The 18,547-nt window shown below is 70.8% G+C and carries 13 protein-coding genes; 3 read left to right on the top strand and 10 right to left on the bottom strand.

What is annotated here, in order from left to right:
• Positions 1 to 28: 28 nt before the first annotated feature.
• From ACFVW8_RS08940 to ACFVW8_RS08920, 5 genes are all read right to left on the bottom strand, one after another.
• The gene (locus tag ACFVW8_RS08940) at positions 29 to 2,425 is read right to left on the bottom strand and encodes an FtsX-like permease family protein (protein ID WP_389687613.1); all 2,397 of its coding nucleotides are present in this window, start codon (positions 2,423 to 2,425) and stop codon (positions 29 to 31) included.
• On the bottom strand, positions 2,422 to 3,108 hold the full coding sequence (locus ACFVW8_RS08935; protein WP_389687611.1) for an ABC transporter ATP-binding protein: 687 nt from the start codon (positions 3,106 to 3,108) through the stop codon (positions 2,422 to 2,424). Before ACFVW8_RS08935 ends, ACFVW8_RS08940 begins: the two co-directional genes overlap by 4 nt.
• The gene (locus ACFVW8_RS08930; RefSeq protein ID WP_389687609.1) at positions 3,105 to 3,629 is read right to left on the bottom strand and encodes a PadR family transcriptional regulator; all 525 of its coding nucleotides are present in this window, start codon (positions 3,627 to 3,629) and stop codon (positions 3,105 to 3,107) included. Before ACFVW8_RS08930 ends, ACFVW8_RS08935 begins: the two co-directional genes overlap by 4 nt.
• Positions 3,630 to 3,765: 136 nt before the next feature.
• Positions 3,766 to 4,011 (bottom strand): hypothetical protein, encoded by a 246-nt coding sequence (locus ACFVW8_RS08925; protein ID WP_389687607.1) that lies wholly within the window; start codon positions 4,009 to 4,011, stop codon positions 3,766 to 3,768.
• A complete protein-coding gene (locus ACFVW8_RS08920; RefSeq protein ID WP_389687605.1) occupies positions 4,008 to 4,979 on the bottom strand; it encodes an SPFH domain-containing protein in 972 nt (323 codons plus the stop codon). Before ACFVW8_RS08920 ends, ACFVW8_RS08925 begins: the two co-directional genes overlap by 4 nt.
• A gap of 222 nt (positions 4,980 to 5,201) precedes the next feature.
• Between ACFVW8_RS08920 and ACFVW8_RS08915 the strand changes: the two genes are divergently transcribed.
• Positions 5,202 to 7,505 (top strand): transglycosylase domain-containing protein, encoded by a 2,304-nt coding sequence (locus tag ACFVW8_RS08915; protein ID WP_389687603.1) that lies wholly within the window; start codon positions 5,202 to 5,204, stop codon positions 7,503 to 7,505.
• A gap of 136 nt (positions 7,506 to 7,641) precedes the next feature.
• Here ACFVW8_RS08915 and ACFVW8_RS08910 read toward each other — a convergent pair whose 3' ends face one another.
• The 3 genes from ACFVW8_RS08910 to ACFVW8_RS08900 all read right to left on the bottom strand — a co-directional run bounded on the left by ACFVW8_RS08910 (position 7,642) and on the right by ACFVW8_RS08900 (position 12,106).
• Positions 7,642 to 9,549 carry a SpoIIE family protein phosphatase gene (locus ACFVW8_RS08910; RefSeq protein WP_389687601.1) on the bottom strand — a complete coding sequence of 636 codons (1,908 nt, stop codon included), beginning with the start codon at positions 9,547 to 9,549 and terminating at the stop codon, positions 7,642 to 7,644.
• 386 nt (positions 9,550 to 9,935) lie between these two features.
• A complete protein-coding gene (locus ACFVW8_RS08905) occupies positions 9,936 to 10,655 on the bottom strand; it encodes a DUF402 domain-containing protein (protein WP_389687599.1) in 720 nt (239 codons plus the stop codon).
• A 44-nt stretch (positions 10,656 to 10,699) separates the two neighbouring features.
• The gene (locus tag ACFVW8_RS08900; protein WP_389687597.1) at positions 10,700 to 12,106 is read right to left on the bottom strand and encodes a class II fumarate hydratase; all 1,407 of its coding nucleotides are present in this window, start codon (positions 12,104 to 12,106) and stop codon (positions 10,700 to 10,702) included.
• Positions 12,107 to 12,209: 103 nt separating this feature from the next.
• Here ACFVW8_RS08900 and ACFVW8_RS08895 point away from each other — a divergent pair, with 103 nt between their 5' ends.
• Positions 12,210 to 13,736, top strand: coding sequence for a ricin-type beta-trefoil lectin domain protein (locus tag ACFVW8_RS08895; protein ID WP_389687595.1), 1,527 nt, complete (start codon positions 12,210 to 12,212; stop codon positions 13,734 to 13,736).
• A gap of 54 nt (positions 13,737 to 13,790) precedes the next feature.
• Here ACFVW8_RS08895 and ACFVW8_RS08890 read toward each other — a convergent pair whose 3' ends face one another.
• Both ACFVW8_RS08890 and ACFVW8_RS08885 read right to left on the bottom strand, forming a co-directional pair.
• Positions 13,791 to 15,092 carry a M18 family aminopeptidase gene (locus ACFVW8_RS08890; RefSeq protein WP_389687593.1) on the bottom strand — a complete coding sequence of 434 codons (1,302 nt, stop codon included), beginning with the start codon at positions 15,090 to 15,092 and terminating at the stop codon, positions 13,791 to 13,793.
• A gap of 763 nt (positions 15,093 to 15,855) precedes the next feature.
• Positions 15,856 to 17,523 (bottom strand): fumarate hydratase, encoded by a 1,668-nt coding sequence (locus tag ACFVW8_RS08885; RefSeq protein ID WP_389687591.1) that lies wholly within the window; start codon positions 17,521 to 17,523, stop codon positions 15,856 to 15,858.
• A gap of 219 nt (positions 17,524 to 17,742) precedes the next feature.
• On the opposite strand from ACFVW8_RS08885, the gene ACFVW8_RS08880 reads away from it, so the two are divergent.
• Entirely contained in the window at positions 17,743 to 18,408 is a 666-nt protein-coding gene (locus tag ACFVW8_RS08880; protein WP_389687589.1) for a DUF1707 domain-containing protein, read from the top strand.
• Positions 18,409 to 18,547 lie beyond the last annotated feature (139 nt).

The raw sequence follows: 18,547 nt of genomic DNA, 5'->3' as shown, positions 1-18,547 counted from the left end.
CAGGTCCGGCCGGCCGTCGGGGCCGGCCCTACTCGGTGCGCAGCCCGTCGGGGCGCATCATGCGCCACAGCGGTGGCAGGGAGAGCAGGGTGACCAGCAGGATGAGGGCCGCGCCCGCGCCTGCCATCGGCAGGAACAGCGACCAGCTGGACACCTCCTTGTCCACCATCCAGCACAGGGTGGCGCCGAGGGCGAGACCGCCGGCCACCGCCACCGCGAGCCCGATGACCACCGGGATCGCGGTCTGCCACAGCACCGACCAGCCGAGGGTGACCCGCCGGGTGCCGAAGGCGACCAGGACGGACAGCAGCCGCTTGCGCTCGCGCAGCTGCTCCAGCTGGGAGACCAGCATGGACGCGGCGATCAGCAGCAGGGTGGCGGTCGCGCCGACCTGGAGACCTGTCTGGACGCTTCCGTACTGCCGGTTGCGTTCGACCGAGTTCAGCGTGACCATGCGCATGCCGGGGTCGAGCCGCGCGGCCGTGTTGCGTACGTACTCGGCGGCGTCCGGGACGTCTTCGTCGATGCGGATCTGCGAGATGGTCTCGGCTCCCGGCAGGGTCCGGACGTCGACCGCTCCGGGCGTGGCCAGGATGCCTGAGCGCTCCTCGCCGTACGGATCGGTCCGGGCCGCGACGGTCCGCGAGTCGGCCGGCAGCGTCCAGTGCAGCGGTTTGCCCCGGCCGTAGGCGTCGAACTCGACCACCTTGCCCTTGCGGGCGGTCTGGTCGACCCAGCCGGCCTGTTCCTTGTCCTTGGGGTGGGAGACGAAGGTGTCGCCGTCCCGGCAGGACGTGATCCGGGCGAGCTCGCGCAGGGTCGCGCAGTCCCCGACGCTGAGCGAGGTGGTGGGCTGGATGTCGTCGGCCGCGTACTTTCCCGGCTTGGTCGCGTAGGCCTCGACGGTGCCGATGACCTTGGTGACGCCCTTGGTGGCGCGGAACTCCTCGATCGAGTGCAGGGCGGCGTCGCCCCGGACGATCTCGGAGGCGGCGTAGAACTGGGCGCGGGAGGGGTCCTGGCCGGTGACCTTGTTGAAGTCGTCGTTCATCGCGGCGAACAGCATCTGCAACGCCACCGCACCGGCCACGGCGACGGTGACGCCGCTGACCGCGCGGGAGGCCGCTCCGCTGCTCAGCTGGAGCCGGCGGGTGGCGAGCTGCCAGGGGACCGGGCCGCCGCGCAGCCGCTTCACGCAGGCCTCGACCAGCCAGGGCAGGAGCAGGGCAAGCCCGACCAGGACCAGTACCGCGCCCGATGCGATCGGGAACGGGTTGACGGGTCCGTACGACTCGAACTTGCCGGTGATGCCGAAGACCGCGAGCCCGGCGACCGGCAGCAGCAGCCGCCACCAGAGGCGGCGCCCCCGGCTGCCGCTGTCGCGTACGACGCCGAGCGGCTCGATGACGACCGAGCGCATGGCTGCCAGGGTGACGAGCACCGCGGTGAGCGGAACGGCGAGGGCGATCAGCACGGACAGCCGGGCGTCCGGGGCCAGGTCGGAGGGGAAGGCGCTGGCGTCCCAGACCTCGATGTGGCCGGCGAACTGACGTCCCGCCAGGAACAGGGCCAGCCCGATGAGGAGACCGAGTACGGCGCCGAAGAGTGCCTCGCCTGCCGCGATCCGACGGGTCATCCGGATGTCCGTACCGACCAGGCGCAGGGCGGCGAGCCGGCGGTCGCGGCGGTCGCCGCCGAAGCGCACGGCGGTGGCGATGAAGATGGCGACGGGGGCCAGCAGCACCACGCAGACCATGATGATCAGCACGAGGAGCATCGGTGACATCGGGTCGGTCGGGCCGGGTTCGCCGTATCCGGCGATCCGGTGGCCGCCCGTCGCTCCGGTCAGGGTGTCGCTGCCCGCGTAGAACCACAGCTCGCCGGGCGAGCGCAGCCCCGCGTCCGTGATCGTGCCGGTCACCTTGTACGGCAGCCGTTCCCTGAGCAGTTCGTTGTCAGGGGAGCCGAGGAGATCGCCGAGGGCGGGGGAGACCGCCATCTCGCCGGGGGCGGGGAGGCTGTCGATGCCCGGGGGGAGGACCGGGTGGGAGCCGTCCGCGCGCATCAGGTAGCCGGTGATGGAGCGGTCGCGGTACTCGGTGCTCGCGTCGATCCGCAGGACCGTGCTGTCCGACTTCTTCGCCTGCGCGTCGGGGGAGTCCGAGATCTTCGATTCGGAGCGGGCGTGGCTCCGGGCGGACCGCTCGTCGAGCATGTGCGGTACGGATGCGGCGACGAGCAGGAGGGCCACGCCGAGGCCCACACCGACCGCGGTGAGCAGGGTGCGGGTCCAGCCCTCGCGGCCGCCGGCGGCGGCGAACCGTATGCCGAGCCCGAGGTCGCGCAGCCAGGAGGCGGTGCGTGACGGCGGTTCGGGAGGGTGGGCGGTCCCGGCCGGGGTCCGCTTCTGATCGAGCAGCGTCATGCGGTGTGCTCCAGGTCGAGGGCCCGGCCGTCGCGGACGGTGATGTCGCGGTCGGAGTAGGCGGCGACGCGGGCCTCGTGCGTGACCAGCACGACGGCCACGTTGGCGGAGCGGGCCGACTCGGTGAGCAGTTGCATGACGCGCTCGCCGTTGAGGGAGTCGAGAGCGCCGGTCGGCTCGTCGGCGAAGATCACCTTCGGGGACGCGGCCAGCGCGCGGGCCACGGCGACGCGCTGGCCCTGACCGCCGGAGACCTCGCCGGGGCGCTTGGCGCCGATGTCGTCGACCTCCAGGCGCTCCATCCACTCCAGGGCGGTGCGCTCGGCGGCCTTGCGGCGGGTGCCGTTGAGTCTCATGGGCAGGGCGACGTTCTCCACGCAGGTCAGCTCCGGGACGAGCTGGCCGAACTGGAACACGAAGCCGAACTCGCTGCGGCGCAGGGCGCTGCGCTCGGCGTCGGACATCGCGGACAGCTCGCGTCCGGCGTAGGTGATGGTGCCGGAGTCCGGGGTGATGATCCCGGCGAGGCAGTGCAGCAGGGTGGATTTGCCGGAGCCGGAGGGGCCCATCACGGCGACGACCTCGCCGGGGTGGACGGAGAACGAGGCGCCGTCGAGTGCGGGCGTCGACCCGTAGGTCTTGCGCAGGTCGTGGGCGGCGAGCAGGGAGCCGGCGGGGATCACGGGGCCACCACCTTCGCGAGCTGGCCGAGTCGCGCGGCGGTGAGCTCCAGCCAGCGCAGATCGGCTTCGAGGTGGAACAGCGCGTGGTCGCAGATCAGCTGGTCGGCGAGATCGCCCTGGCGCTTGCGGTCGGTGAGGATACGCATCAGGCGCAGGTGCTCGGAGCGCTGGGCGTCCAGCACGTCGGCGGCGTTGCGGCCGGTGAGCATGGCCAGGACGACCTTGGTGTACAGGGTCGACTGGAGGTAGGGCTCCGGCTTCTCGGGCTGTGCCAGCCAGGCGGCGACATCGGTGATGCCGGCGTCGGTGATGGCGTAGCGCTTGCGCTCGGGGCCGCCGCCGGCCTCCACGCCGTCGACCTCGACGAGGCCGTTCTTGAGGAGGCGGGACATGGTCGAGTAGACCTGGCCGTAGTGCAGGGGGCGGTCGTGACCGAACTTCTCGTCGAACGTCCGCTTGAGGTCGTAGCCGTGGCGGGGGCCGGACTCCAGGAGCCCGAGCAGGGTGTGGCCGATAGACATGCACAGCACTGTACACCGTGTGTATACCTGCTGTGTATACCTGCCCTCCCGCCAGCTGTGAGCCCGTACCTCCAGCTGTGAGCCCGTACCGCTGGGCGGTGGCGGCGGAGGTCCGGGGGTGGGGTCCCCGGGGAAGTCACTCCGCTTCGGGTGTTTTCGGGGGGCGTCCCCGGCGGGGGATCGGGGCCGCCCCGCCCGGCAGCCGACCCGCCTCCGCGAGCGCCCGCCGCAGCAGGAACTCGATCTGCGCGTTCGCGCTGCGCAGTTCGTCCGACGCCCAGCGCGCCAGCGCGTCGTGTACCGCGGGGTCCAGCCGCAGCAGCATCTGCTTGCGCTGCTGCGGCTGCCGGGCGGGCTTGCGCCCAGGTGCTTGTTCGGTCACTGGTAGAGCGTGCCCGTGTTGAGGACCGGCTGCACCGCGCGGTCACCGCACAGCACCACCATCAGATTGCTCACCATGGCGGCCTTCCGCTCCGGGTCGAGCTCGACGATGTCCTGCTCGGTGATCCGGGTCAGCGCCATCTCGACCATGCCGACCGCGCCCTCGACGATCTGCTGCCGGGCCGCGACCACGGCGCCGGCCTGCTGGCGCTGGAGCATCGCGGAGGCGATCTCGGGGGCGTACGCGAGGTGGCTGAAGCGCGACTCGATGATCCGGACGCCCGCGGCCTGCACCCGTGCCGTCAGCTCGACGGCCAGCTTCTCGGTGATCTCCTCGGCGTTGCCCCGCAGTGAGAGGCCGCCCTCGTCGTGGGCGTCGTACGGGTACTCGATCGCGATGTGCCGGACGGCCGCCTCGGTCTGGGTGGCGACGAACTCCAGGAAGTCGTCGACCTCGAAGAGGGCCTGTGCGGTGTCCTCGACCTTCCAGACGACGATCGCGGCCAGCTCGATCGGGTTGCCGTAGGCGTCGTTGACCTTGAGGACCGCGGTCTCGTGGTTGCGGACGCGGGTGGAGATCTTGCGGCTGGAGGTCAGCGGGTTGATCCAGCGCAGACCGTCGGCGCGGATCGTGCCCACGTAACGGCCGAAGAGCTGGATGACCCGGGCCTCGCCCGGTGCGACCATCTTCACACCGCCCATGCAGACGAACGAGGCGATGGCGAGCAGCACGCCGAGGATGCAGACCGGGATGCCGGCGCCGTTGTTCCCGTTCGACCCGACGACGCCGCCGACGATCGCGAGACCTACGCCGACGATCACCCCGACCACCGTCAGCAGAAGGCCGAGGCCGCCCGCGATGCTGTGCGCCGTCGTCTCGCGGACCTGCGGTTCCGGCATCTGCGGCGCGTCCGGGGTGAGGTCGGCCGACGGCGTGGTGGGTGTGGTCGGAACGTGTGGTTCGGTCATGGAAATCCCCCGTTTGAACGGGCTAGCTTGTCGCTAGCAATGTGATTACACATTAACCGATGTCGCAACCCTGCGCACCTCTCGTGAGTCGGTTCCCTTGAGAGCGGGTGCTGATTGTCACGTCCGGAAAGGGTGGATCGCTGGCCTTCTGTCCCTGCCTACGGTGTTAGCTGGCAGGTCCGAGCTGATCTGGTCGAGCAGAGAAACGGGAGCAACACAGCAATGGGTCGAGCGGATGCGCGACGAGCCCAGCGGCGCGGGTCGCGGCGGGCCGTGAAGAGCGGCGGCATACGCAGACTCTTCACGTGGCGAAAACTACTGGGCGCCGCCTTGGGGATCTGCCTGCTGGGCATGGGCGCGTTCGCTGTGCTGTACATGGTCGTTCAGGTGCCGGAGGGCAACGCTCAGGCCACGCTCCAGTCCAACGTCTACAAGTACTCCGACGGCACGCTGCTGGCCCGGACGGGCCAGGTCAACCGGGAGATCGTCAGCCTGGCCGAGGTGCCGAAGGCCGTCCAGAAGACATTCGTGGCGGCCGAGAACAAGTCGTTCTACGACGACAACGGCGTCGACTTCAAGGGCACCGCCCGCGGCTTGATCAACACCGTGTCCGGCAAGGGCAAGCAGGGTGGCTCGACCATCACCCAGCAATACGTCAAGAACTACTACCTCGACGCCGACCAGACCGTCACCCGCAAGCTCAAAGAGCTGGTCATCTCGCTGAAGGTGGACCGGAACAAGACCAAGTCCCAGATCCTCGCCGGGTACATCAACACCAGCTACTACGGCCGCGGTGCCTACGGGATCCAGGCCGCGGCACAGGCGTACTACGGCAAGGACGCCAAGGACCTGGACGTCCCCGAGGGCGCCTACCTCGCCGCGCTGCTCCAGGCCCCGAGCCAGTACGACTGGGCCGTCGCCACCGACCACGGGAAGGCGCTCGTCAAGGAGCGCTGGAACTACGTGCTCAACAACATGGTCGACGAGCAATGGCTGGACTCCACAGAGCGGCAGGGGATGAAGTTCAAGGTCCCGCAGGACCCCAAGCCGTCGGAAGGGCTCTCCGGGCAGAAGGGCTACATCGTCAACGCGGCCCGCGCGGCGGTGCAGAAGCAGGAGAACATCACCGACGCGCAGTTCGACGCCGGCGGCTGGACGATCACCGTCAACATCGACCGGAAGAAGCAGAAGGAGCTGGAGAAGTCGGTCAAGACCAAGCTGACCGACAAGCTGGACACCAAGGGGCGCAAGCTCGACCAGGACGTCCAGGCCGGTGCGGCCTCGGTCGACCCGAAGACCGGCAAGGTGCTCGCCCTGTACGGCGGGCGCGGTCTGACCGAGCACTACATCTCCAACGCGACCCGGCGCGACTACCAGCCCGCCTCCACCTTCAAGCCGGTCATCCTCGCGGCCGCGCTCGACCAGGAGGCGCAGACCCAGGACGACCAGCCGATCACCGCCGACACGCGCTACGACGGCACCAGCAAGCGTCCGGTCAAGGGCAGTGACGTCGCGTTCTCGCCGGAGAACGAGGACGACCAGGACTACGGCCAGGTCACCGTCCAGACCGCGATGAACAAGTCCATCAACTCCGTCTTCGCGCAGATGGGCGTGGACGTCGGCATGGACCGCGTCATGCAGACCGCGGGCGAACTCGGCATGGACGTGAAGGGGCTCGACGCGGTGCCGGCCCAGACCCTCGGCTCCATGGGCGCGAGCCCGATGGAGATGGCCGGCGTCTACGCGACCCTGGACAACCACGGCAAGAAGGTCACCCCGCAGATCGTGAAGTCGGCCCAGAAGCAGGGCAGCTCGCCGATCGAGCTGCCCGACGCGATCGGTGACCAGGTGATCGACCGCAAGGCCGCCGACTCCGTGACCTCCGTGCTGACCGGCGTGGTGGACGACGGTACGGCCCACGACGCGGTACGCACTGCCGAGGGGCTGTCCGACCAGCAGATCGCGGGCAAGACCGGCACCTCGGACGACAACAAGTCGGCCTGGTTCACCGGCTACACCCCCCGCCTGGTCACTTCGGTGGGTCTCTTCGGAGAGGCCGCCTTCCCCCGCACGAATGACGACGACAAGAAGATCGGCAAGGGCGCCCAGGTGCCCCTCAAGGGTGCCGGTGGCGGCGGCCGGGTCAACGGTGGTGGCTTCCCCGCCGACATCTGGGCGAGCTTCACCGCACAGGCCATGGGCGACCCGGGCGAGTTCGACCTGGACACCGACATGGGCGCGGCGGTCACCCCGCCGCCGGACACCACCCCGCCGAGCCCGACGATCTCGCCCTCCCACGATCCCTCGCCGTCGGACACCGCGACCACCCCGCCCCCGTCGTCCGATCCGCCGACGGACAGCGAGTCCCCGGTGACACCGCCTCCATCGAGCCCGACGGGTGACCCGACCGGCGACCCGACGGGCGGTCCGTCGACCGAGCCGGGCCCCTCGGACAGCAACCTGCCGGTGGACCCGGGCATCAACCGGCCCAACGGCGGCAACGCCGACAACGGCTCGACGCGCTGACCAACGGAAACGGGCGGTGTACGAGGAGATCCTCGTACACCGCCCGTTTCCGTTGTCACGACCGTCGTCGACCAGGAAGGCCGGAGGACCGGAAACCCCGGACCCCGCGCGGGCCGCCTCCGGCAGCATGCCCCGGCTACTGCCCCCGGGTCGGCATCTCGAACCAGACGACCTTGCCCGTCGACAGACGCGTCGCACCCCACCGCCGGGCCAGCCGGTTCACCAGGAACAGACCGCGGCCGCCCTCGTCCATATCGCGGGCACGGCGCTGGCGGGGCAGCTGTGGGGAGTCGTCGCCGACCTCGCAGCGCAGGATGTCCGTCCGCAGCAGCCGCAGCGTCACCGGCCGCTCCGCGTACCGCACGGCATTGGTGACCACCTCGCTGACCAGCAGCTCCACCGAGTCCGACATGTCCTCAAGGCCCCATCGGCTGAGGGCTCGGCGGGCCAGCCTGCGGGCCCGGCCCGGGGCGGAGTCCTCCGGCTCCAGGAACCAGTAGGCGACATCGCTGGGCGCGATCCCGTCGAAGCGGGCGGCGAGCAGTGCGATGTCGTCGTCCCGGTCGCCGGGGCCGAGCATGTCCAGCACGTCGTCGCAGAGGGCCTCCAGCGGCGGCGAGTGGTCCGGACCGGTCAGCCGGGCGGTGGTGGCGAGCCGCTCGCGGAGCTGCTCGATGCCGGTCCAGACGTCCCGGAGCCGGGACTCCACCAGACCGTCGGTGTACAGGAGCAGTGTGGCGCCCGCGGGCGCGTCCAGCTCGACGGCCTCGAAGTCGACCCCGCCGACGCCGATCGGGGCGCCGGGCGGCACCCGCAGCACCTCGGCACGGCCGCCCAGATGCAGCAGCACGGGCGGCGGGTGGCCGGCGTTGGCGATGGTGATCCGGTGCGCGACCGGGTCGTACACGGCGTACAGGCAGGTCGCCATGCGGTCGCTGCCGAGCCGCTGGGCCTGCTCGTCGAGGTGGTGCAGCACCTCCTGCGGCGGCAGGTCGAGCCCGGCCAGGGTCTGGGCGGTGGTGCGCAGCTGGCCCATGATCGCAGCGGAGGTCATGGAGTGGCCCATCACATCACCGACGACCAGGGCGACCCGGCTGCCGGGCAGCGGGATCGCGTCGTACCAGTCGCCGCCGACCCGGGCCGTCTCGGCGGCCGGGAGGTAGCGGGAGGCGAGCCGGACGCCGGTGGGCTGCGGCAGTGAGTCGGGCAGCATGGTGCGCTGGAGCTCGTCGGCGATGTAGGCCTCGCGCCCGTACAGCACGGCCTTGTCGATGCCGAGCGCGGTGTGCGTCGCGAGCTGGGCGGCGACCAGCAGGTCGTTGGCCTCGAACGGCGGCCGTTCCGTGCCGCGCAGGAAGACCGCCGCGCCGATCACCCGGCGCCGGCCGCGCAGCGGGGCCAGGATCGCCCGGTGCCCGGACGGCACGGTACGGCCCGCGCCGAGCAGCTCCGGCAGTGCGGCACGGGCCGCGGCGGAGTCGCCGAAGACGGGCCGGACCCCGCGCAGTACCTCGGCCAGCGCACCGCCGGGGCGGACCTCGCACAGCTCGGCGGCGGGCGTCAGATCGGTCTGCGGATCGATGGCGGCCGGCCGCAGCCGTTCGCTCTCCGTGGCGCCCTCGGCGATCTCGTCGCTCAGCCGCAGCCGGTCGGAGCGGCGCAGCCGCAGCACGAACGGGTTGACCGGACGCTCGTCGCCGACCGGCAGCGGGTCGCGGAGGTAGACCAGTATGGCGTCGGAGAACGTCGGCACGCTGGCTCTGCACAGCCCCAGCACGATCTCGTCGAGATCTATGCCGCGGGCGATCCGGCGGGTCGCGGCACCCACGAAGCGCAGCCGGTCGCCCTCGCGACGGGCTGCCGCCTGCGGGTCCGGGCCCGCGGCGGGGCCTGCTCCGGCAGCGGCCGGACCCGATCCCTTGGCCGGAGCCGGGATCGCCGATGCGGGCGCCGACGCGGCATCCCGCTGCCGCGGCCGGGTGCGTTCCTGCGACCGGGCGGCGAGAGGCTGCCGGCCTTCGTGGGAGGTGGGGTGCTCCGTCACGCTTGGGGTTCCGTCCGTCCGGGCCGGTTGTATGAGGCAATCACCTTGTGGGGCGCTACTGTGCCCCGGCAGGAGCGGCAATAACAACGGCTGACACCGCCTGCCCAGGAACACCGGGCCGAAACCGGACGTCCTTCGACGGGACGGGTGCCAACGTTTCCGGCGGTGGAGCGGCGGACAGCGAGCACGTCTCCACCCCCTCGTAGTGGCTCATGCGATGCGGGCAACTCGTGCGACTCGTACGACTGATGCGGGTCATGAAGCGTGCAACTCGTGCGATGACTTGATGATTTACGGTCAGTTCGTGTGCGACGCGCGTGGGTTGGGGCGGATCGGCCCTCCTCGGGACGATCCTACGTTTGTCCCCCTGGGGTGCATCAAGGGTCTCATGACGGCATGGCCGAGGGGGTACGGTCCCCGTCATCCGGAAGCCGGTTCCAGTCGTCCGGAAGCGCGGGAACCCGCCAGTGCGGTTCCGGCCGCCAGTCCTCCCAGCCGTCCCGGAACGGTGCCCCCCAGTCGCGGATGACGCCGACCGCGGCGCGCCCCGCCGCCCGTACCCGCCGTGCGGTCGCGGCAGACATCAGGCCGACCCGCTGCGCCTGGGCGAACTCGTCCTCGTCGCGCCAGAGCCAGCTGTGGTCCGGGTAGACGGAGATGTCGAGGAAGTGGTCCTCGGAGTCGATCCCGCCGGCCCAGCGGGTACGCGGCTCCTCCAGGTTCACGTACCAGCTGCGGAACTGCCAGCCGCGCTCCCAGAACAGCCAGACCGACCACGGCTCACCGGGCCGGGCCAGCTTCAGCACCCCGTTGCCCAGCCAGGGCGAGCGGGCCGTGGTGCGCGGCGCGGTGTACCGGGTGGCGAGCGGCTCGGCATGCACGTCGGTGCCGTCCGCCAGTACCGGCTTCACGCACTCGGTGCCGGGTGCCACCCAGACCGCGAGCAGCTCCTCGGTGTCCTGGACGACGGTGACGGGACGGCAGATGTGCACCGGGTTCGGCGCCCGGCCGGGCGCGGGGCCCTGCCGCAGCGGCCCGTTGCCGCGGTAGCGCCACAGGATCTGATCACCCGGCGCCCAGCGCTCGATCTCTCCGGTACCTGTCATGGAGAGATCTTAGTGAGAGAGCCGTCCCGTCGCAGCGACGCACGTCACGGGCGGGTCATACGCAACACGTCCAGCGCCTCGTCGAGCTGCTCCACCGTGAGGTCCCCGCGCTCGACGTATCCCGAGGCCAGCACCACCTCGCGGATCGTCTTCCGCTCGGCGAGCGACTTCTTGGCGACCTTCGCCGCCTCCTCGTAGCCGATGTACTTGTTCAGCGGGGTGACGACGGACGGCGAGGACTCCGCGTACTCCCTGGCCCGCTCGGCGTTCGCGGTGATCCCGTCGACCGTGCGGTCCGCGAGCAGCCGGGTGACGCCTGCGAGCAGGCGTACGGACTCCAGCAGGTTCTTCGCGATGACCGGGAGCATCACGTTCAGCTCGAAGTTGCCCGCGGCCCCCGCGGCGGCGACCGTCGCGTCGTTCCCCGTCACCTGGGCGGCGACCATCAGCACCGCCTCGGGAATGACCGGATTCACCTTCCCCGGCATGATCGACGAGCCGGGCTGGAGGTCAGGGAGGTTGATCTCGGCCAGTCCGGTGCGCGGCCCCGAGGCCATCCAGCGCAGATCGTTGGAGATCTTGGTGAGCGAGACCGCGACGGTACGGAGCTGGCCGGAGGTCTCCACGAGACCGTCCCGCGCGCCCTGCGCCTCGAAGTGGTCCCGGGCCTCGGTGAGCGGCAGCCCGGTCACGCGGGCGACCTCGGCGATCACGGCGGCCGAGAAGCCGGGCGGGGTGTTGATGCCGGTGCCGACGGCCGTACCGCCCAGCGGCAGCTCGGCGAGACGGGGGAGCGAGGCGTGCAGCCGCTCGATGCCGTAGCGGATCTGAGCGGCGTACCCGCCGAACTCCTGGCCCAGGGTCACCGGGGTCGCGTCCATCAGATGGGTGCGCCCCGACTTCACGACCGTCGCGAACTCGGTGGACTTGCGCTCCAGTGCGGCCGCGAGGTGGTCCAGGGCGGGGATCAGCTCGCCGGTCACCGCGCCCGTCGCGGCGATGTGGATGGAGGACGGGAAGACGTCGTTGGAGGACTGCGAGGCGTTGACGTGGTCGTTGGGGTGGACGTCGCGGCCCAGGCGCTCGGTGGCGAGGGTGGCCAGCACCTCGTTGGTGTTCATGTTCGACGAGGTGCCGGAGCCGGTCTGGAAGACGTCGACCGGGAAGTGCGCGTCCCAGCGCCCCTCCGCGACCTCGGCCGCCGCGTCCTGGATGGCCCGCGCGATCTCCGGGTCGACCACCTTCAGCTCGGCGTTCACCTTGGCGGCGGCGCCCTTGATGCGGGCGAGCGCCTCGATGTGGGCCCGCTCCAGGCGCTGCCCGGAGATCGGGAAGTTCTCCACGGCCCGCTGCGTCTGGGCCCGCCACTTCGCGTCCGCGGGGACCTTCACCTCGCCCATCGAATCGTGCTCGACGCGGTAGCCCTCGTCGGTCTTTTCGTCGTCCGTCATCGTCCAACCTCCTGAAAAAGATGAGCACTTGTCTTGTTCTATGTATTCCCAAGTCGCCTACCGACCAGTAAATACCCGGGGTAACCACAACTCGGGAGGCGCAATGAGACGCACCGGATACCGGCTCCGATGTACGGTCGCGGCCGCCGCGGCCATGGCGGCGGCTTTAGGGGGGATGACCGTTGCCGCCGCACCGGCGGGCGCCGCCCAGCCCGGTACCACCCCTACCGCATCCACCGCCCTGCCGCCCGAACTGGAGGCCGTCCGCGCCGCCGAGGCCACCCGGCTGTACGGCGACCCGGCCGAGCGCCCGCTCGCCGAGCGCAAGACCGGGCTGATCTCGCTCGGCGACAGCGAGATCTCGGGCGAGGGCGTCGGCACGTACGAGGCGGGCACCGACGGCCCCGACAACTGGTGCCACCGCTCGCCCGACTCCGCCATCCACCGCACCGGCATCCCGGCCGACGTCACGTACAACGTCTCCTGCTCCGGCGCGTACACCGGGAACATCGTCATCGGCGGTTCGAAGCAGTACGCCGACGAGCTGGTGCAGAGCGACAGCCTCGCCATCAAGGCGCGCAACACCCGCATCAAGATGATCGTGCTGGTCGCGGGCGCCAACGACGACCTCCAGTTCGGCCCGGTCATGACGGACTGCGTCGAGCGCTGGGTCCTCCTCCAGGGTGCGTGCCAGTCGAAGTACGAGGGCGGCTGGCAGGCCCGTGTCGACGCCCTCGTCCCCAAGGTCGAGAAGACGGTGGGTGACCTGCGGACGGTGATGACCGACGCCGGTTACGCCGACGGTGACTACAAGCTCGTCGTCATGGGCTATCCGAGCCCGATCGGCCCGGACTTCTACGACAACCCGAACTTCCCCGGCAAGCTTCCCGGCGGCTGCGCCGGATACGACTCCGACGCCGCCTGGGGCCGCAACACCGCCGTACCCGCCTTCGAGCGCGGCATGCGCAGGGCCGCCGCCGACACCGGAGCCGTCTACCTGGACAACTCCCGGCTCTTCCACGGCCACGAGGTGTGCAGCGAGTCGACCTGGGCCCGCGGCCTCTACATCGACCTCTCGCACTTCCCGCCGGACTCCAACTCCGTCCGGCAGTCCTTCCACCCGAACGCCGCCGGCCACGGCGCCTTCGCCTCCTGCCTGACCCAGATCTACAACTCGGGCCTGCGCGAGGCGAGCTGCGCCGACCCGGCGAGCACCGGCACACCCGTGCTGCAGACGGCAGCCTGGGACGACGTCTTCAAGCCCCTGCGGGGTGAGGCCACGAACAGCTGTCTGGACGTCCCCGCCTCGGTCACCCGCAACAGCACCGGAGTCACCGGCTGGGACTGCCACGGCGGACGCAACCAGGGCTGGTGGTACGACTCCGGTACGAAGACCGTCCGTACGGAACTCAGCCACGACCGCTGTCTGGACGTGCCCGGCGCCGACTACCGGGCCGGCGCCGCTCTCGTCCTCTACAACTGCTCAGGCGCGGCCAACCAGCAGTTCGCCCGGCAGTCGGGCACCCTGCGCCCGGCCGCCTCGACGGGGCTGTGCGCGACGCTGGCGGGCGCCCACGACCCGCTGACGCTCCAGCCCTGCGACGGGAGCGCGAGTCAGCGCTTCGCGTAGGCGTCGGCCCGAAGCGCGGGGAGGGGTGCGCACGCCGCCTCTCCCCGTCACCGGTCAGCCGGACGTCACGAACGCGCCCAGGATCGCCGCGAGGTGCCCCGGGTCGTCCGCGCCGCACAGCTCGCGCGCCGAGTGCATCGAAAGGCCCGGGACTCCCACGTCCACAGTCGGGACACCCAGCCGGGCCGCGGTGAGCGGGCCGATCGAGGTACCGCACGGCATCGCGTTGTTGGAGACGAACGGCTGCCACGGCGCACCGGCCCGCTCGCAGGCCGACGCGAACAACGCGATGCCGGTCGAGTCGGTGGCGTAGCGCTGATTGACGTTGACCTTGACCGTGGGGCCGCTGTTGGGCAGCGGACGGTGCTCGGGGTCGTGCCGCTCCGCGTAGTTGGGATGCACCGCGTGCGCCATGTCGGCCGATACGCAGAAGGCGCCGGCCAGCGCCCGCGACCAGTCCTCCTGGCTTCCGCCGCGGGCGCTCACCGAACGGCTCAGCACCCGCTCCAGCAGCGGGCTCTGGGCGCCCGTGTCGGAGCCGCTGCCGACCTCTTCGTGGTCGAATGCGGCCAGCACGGGGATGTACGCGGGCTCATCGGCCGACGTCGCCGCGGCGGCCAGCGCCGTGACGCCGGCGTGCACCGAGACCAGGTTGTCCAGCCGGGACGAGACCACGAACTCCCGCTCCGCGCCCAGGTATCCGGGGGGCTGGATGTCATGGAGCATCAGGTCCCAGCCGAGCACATCGGCCGGGTCCGCCTCCGCGGCCGCGGCGACCCGGCGCAGCAGCGCCCCCTCCTCCGCTTCGCCGAGCGACCAGACGGGGGCGATATGGCGCTGCCGGTCCAGAGCCAGTCCCTCGTTGACGGACCGGTCCAGGTGGATGGCCAGCTGGGGCACCCGCAGCAGCGGTTCGTCGATCTGGACGAGCCGGGTGTCGGTGCTCCCGCCGGGGCCGCGCAGCGCGAGCCGGCCGGAGATGCCCAGATCGCGGTCGAGCCAGGTGTTGAGCGGGACCCCGCCGTAGATCTCCACCGCGATCTGCCGCCAGCCCGCGGTGGAGGTGTCGGGGGTGGGCTTGATCCGCAGGTTCGGTGAGTCGGTGTGGGTGCCGACGATCCGGAAGGGCGTGTGGGCGGGCTTGCCCTCGGGGGCATACCAGGCGATCAGCGCGCCGCCGCGGACGACGAAGCTGCCGCCGGTGGCTCCCGTCCACTCGTCCGTGCCGCGCAGTTCACGGAAGCCGGCCTTCTCCAGACGCTGGGCGGCGCTCACGACGGCGTGGTAGGGGGAGGGGCTGGCCCTGATGAAGGAGAGCAGATCGTCGACGTGGCTGCGGTGATGGACCGGCGTCATGCGGTCTCCGCCTTTCCGGTGTGGGACGGTGAAAGTGTTCGGCGTGCGGGTTCTGAGGGTTCGGGCTGCCGGGAGGCGATGAGCCGGCCGACGCGCGGCTGCGGCAAGGGCAGGGGTGGGGACTGAGGCATCGGGCAGGGAGGGCGGGGACGGTGCGGCCGGGGTGGCGCGGCGGCTCCCGGACCGGGCGGTCGGACGGAGCCGGTCCCCCGTGACGCGGACAATTCACCGCATCGGCCCGGCGCCCCGCAAGCCCGGGGGACGGCCCACTGCGCGAATGCGGCGGTGCGGCACCGGTACCCGAGGCCGGTACGGACCTTCCCGTCACGACGCCGTACCGCGCGTACGGCTCCTGTACGGCTCCCGTACGGCGACAGGCGTGCGGCTCGCCGCCCCGGCCCGTGCTCCGGCCCGCCCGCGGGATCCGGCGCGGCACCGCAGCCCCGGCCTCCGCAGGATTGGCTGGATTCAGTCGTAAGCGACCGTCATTCAGACGTATGGGGATCGTTCCGGTACCGGGCCGGAGGTATGCGGACCCTTCCGGTACCGGGCCCGGTCACGGGCCCGACGCGCGTTCGTCCCGTTCTCCGACGAACCGCATCACGCCCCGCGCATCCAGCATCAGTCACCGGCGCGGTTCCTGGCCCGCAGCTTCGGCGAGGCGTGCTCCGAGTCCGTCCCGCCCGACCCGTGCCGGGAGTGCCCGCACGGCGAAGGGCGCCCCGGCCGCTGCCGGGACGCCCCTGCCGGATGCGTGCGGACGTCAGCCGAGGCCGGGACCGCGCACCGGAATGCTGGTGAACGTCGGGGCCGGGGCGGGCTCGGTGAAGAAGTCGTTGCCCTTGTCGTCGACGACGACGAACGCCGGGAAGTCCTCGACCTCGATCCGCCAGACCGCCTCCATACCGAGCTCCTCGTACTCGACGACCTCGACCTTCTTGATGCAGTCCTGCGCCAGCCGCGCCGCCGGGCCGCCGATGGAGCCGAGGTAGAAGCCGCCGTGCGCGTCGCACGCGTCGGTGACCTGCTGGGACCGGTTGCCCTTGGCGAGCATCACCTTGGAGCCGCCCGCCGCCTGGAACTGTGCGACATAGCTGTCCATCCGGCCGGCGGTCGTGGGGCCGAAGGAACCGGAGGCGTAGCCCTCGGGCGTCTTCGCCGGACCCGCGTAGTAGACCGGGTGGTCCTTCAGGTACTGCGGCATCTCCTCGCCCGCGTCCAGCCGCTCCTTGATCTTGGCGTGGGCGATGTCGCGCGCCACGACCAGCGGACCGGTCAGCGAGAGCCGGGTTTTGACGGGGTACTTGGTCAGCTCGGCGAGGATGTCGTCCATGGGGCGGTTGAGGTCGATGCGTACGACGTCACCCGCCTCGTCCAGGTGCTCGTCGGTGGTGTCCGGGAGGAAGCGGGCCGGGTCCTTCTCCAGCTGCTCCAGGAACACGCCCTCGGCGGTGATCTTCGCGGTGGCCTGGCGGTCGGCCGAGCAGGACACGGCGATGGCGACGGGGAGCGAGGCGCCGTGCCGGGGGAGGCGCACCACGCGCACGTCGTGGCAGAAGTACTTGCCGCCGAACTGCGCCCCGATGCCGATCTTCTGCGTCAGCTCGAAGACCTTCTCCTCCAGCTCCTTGTCACGGAAGCCGTGACCCGTGGGGGAGCCCTCGGCGGGCAGCTCGTCCAGGTAGTGCGCGGAGGCGTACTTCGCGGTCTTCAGCGCGAACTCCGCCGACGTACCGCCGACCACGATCGCCAGGTGGTACGGCGGGCAGGCGGCCGTGCCGAGGGAGCGGATCTTCTGTTCCAGGAACTTCATCATGGAGTCCTCGTTGAGGACCGCCTTGGTCTCCTGGAAGAGGAACGACTTGTTGGCCGAGCCGCCGCCCTTCGCCATGAAGAGGAACTTGTACGCGCCGCCGTCGGTCGCGTACAGCTCGATCTGGGCGGGGAGGTTCGAGCCGGTGTTCTTCTCGTCCCACATGTTGAGCGGTGCCATCTGCGAGTAGCGCAGGTTGAGCTTGGTGTACGCGTCGAAGATGCCGTGCGACAGGGCCTCCTCGTCACCGCCCTCGGTCAGCACGTTCTGCCCGCGCTTGCCCATGACGATCGCGGTGCCGGTGTCCTGGCACATCGGCAGCACGCCCGCCGCGGCGATGTTCGCGTTCTTCAGCAGGTCGAGCGCGACGAACTTGTCGTTGGACGAGGCCTCGGGGTCGTCCACGATCCGCCGCAGCTGCGCCAGGTGCGTGGGCCGCAGGTAGTGCGAGATGTCGTGCATGGCCTCGGCGGCCAGGGTGCGCAGCGCCTCCGGATCGACCTTGAGGAACGTACGGCCGTCGGCCTCGAAGGTGGAGACACCCTCGGAGGTGACCAGACGATACGGCGTGGTGTCCTCTCCCAGGGGGAGCAGATCGGAGTACGCAAACTCTGGCATTACGGCCATTCCTCACTCGGTGACAGCGGCTGACCTCCCTTGGGCAGCGCACCCACCAGGGTAGGACCCCGCCGGGGCGGCGGGTCTGTGAGGTAGGGCTCACCCGGGCGGGCGCCCGCCCGGGGGGGCGCACCCCGGCCCGCGACGCACCCCGCGACCCGCCCCGCCGTCGAGCCCAGACCCTAGTCGCGATCTATCGCGTTTGGGTACGCTGGGCCGGTGGACCTCGAAAAGCACCCCCAGCAGCCCACCGCACGGGCGGAACCAGACGGCATCCGTGCCTCCGACGCCGACCGTGACCGGATCGCGGACATCCTGCGGGAAGCCATGGCCGAGGGCCGGCTGACCGCGGACGAGCACGGCGAGCGGGTCGACGCGGTCTACCGGGCCAAGACCGTGGGCGAACTGGAGCCGCTGGTACGGGATCTGCCCGCGCCGGGCGGTACGGCCAGGCCCACGAGCGGGCCGTACGCCTACGGTCCGGAGGCTCCGGCGGGTCCGGCCGACAATCTGGTCGCGGTCTTCAGCAGCTCCACCCGCAAGGGGCGTTGGCGGGTCGGCGGCCGTACGAACGCGTTCTCGTTGTTCGGCAGCGTGGAGATCGATCTGACCGAGGCGCTTTTCGGACAGCGTCTGACTGTGATCAATGCGACTTCCATCTTCGGAAGTGTCGAGATCAGGGTCCCCGAGAACATCTCGCTGCGCGGCAGCGGCACGGGAATCTTCGGCAATTTCGAGGTGGTCACGCTGGAATCCGGGGATCCGGAGGCGCCTGTGGTGGTCGTGAACGGCTATTCGGTGTTCGGCAGCGTCGAGGCGAAGCCGAAGCGCGGCAAATTCATCACGGACCTCCAGGACCGGCTTCGCAAGCACCTCGGCCGCTGACGGGAAGCAGTCGCGGGAAGCGCTGGTTTCAGGCCGAAACCAGCCTCGTTCGCAATTTCGCAGGCCGGACCTGAGTGCCACTCAGTGCATAGGCGCGCGCACAGCGGGTAGGGACGATGCATCGTCTTCTCGCCCGTGA

Origin of the sequence: Streptomyces sp. NPDC058221, assembly GCF_042882365.1 — a bacterium.
Classification (GTDB): domain Bacteria; phylum Actinomycetota; class Actinomycetes; order Streptomycetales; family Streptomycetaceae; genus Streptomyces.
Note: the sequence above shows the minus strand (reverse complement) of the source record. Positions and strands in the feature narration are given on the sequence as shown.

Bases quoted from the DNA above. Each gene is read 5' to 3' on its own strand.
- ACFVW8_RS08890 (WP_389687593.1), bottom strand. From the start codon at position 15,092: ATGACGCCGGTCCATCACCGCAGCCACGTCGACGATCTGCTCTCCTTC.
- ACFVW8_RS08930 (WP_389687609.1), bottom strand. From the start codon at position 3,629: ATGTCTATCGGCCACACCCTGCTCGGGCTCCTGGAGTCCGGCCCCCGC.
- ACFVW8_RS08885 (WP_389687591.1), bottom strand. From the start codon at position 17,523: ATGCCAGAGTTTGCGTACTCCGATCTGCTCCCCCTGGGAGAGGACACC.
- ACFVW8_RS08895 (WP_389687595.1), top strand. From the start codon at position 12,210: ATGAGACGCACCGGATACCGGCTCCGATGTACGGTCGCGGCCGCCGCG.
- ACFVW8_RS08915 (WP_389687603.1), top strand. From the start codon at position 5,202: ATGGGTCGAGCGGATGCGCGACGAGCCCAGCGGCGCGGGTCGCGGCGG.
- ACFVW8_RS08900 (WP_389687597.1), bottom strand. From the start codon at position 12,106: ATGACGGACGACGAAAAGACCGACGAGGGCTACCGCGTCGAGCACGAT.
- ACFVW8_RS08940 (WP_389687613.1), bottom strand. From the start codon at position 2,425: ATGACGCTGCTCGATCAGAAGCGGACCCCGGCCGGGACCGCCCACCCT.
- ACFVW8_RS08905 (WP_389687599.1), bottom strand. From the start codon at position 10,655: ATGACAGGTACCGGAGAGATCGAGCGCTGGGCGCCGGGTGATCAGATC.
- ACFVW8_RS08920 (WP_389687605.1), bottom strand. From the start codon at position 4,979: ATGACCGAACCACACGTTCCGACCACACCCACCACGCCGTCGGCCGAC.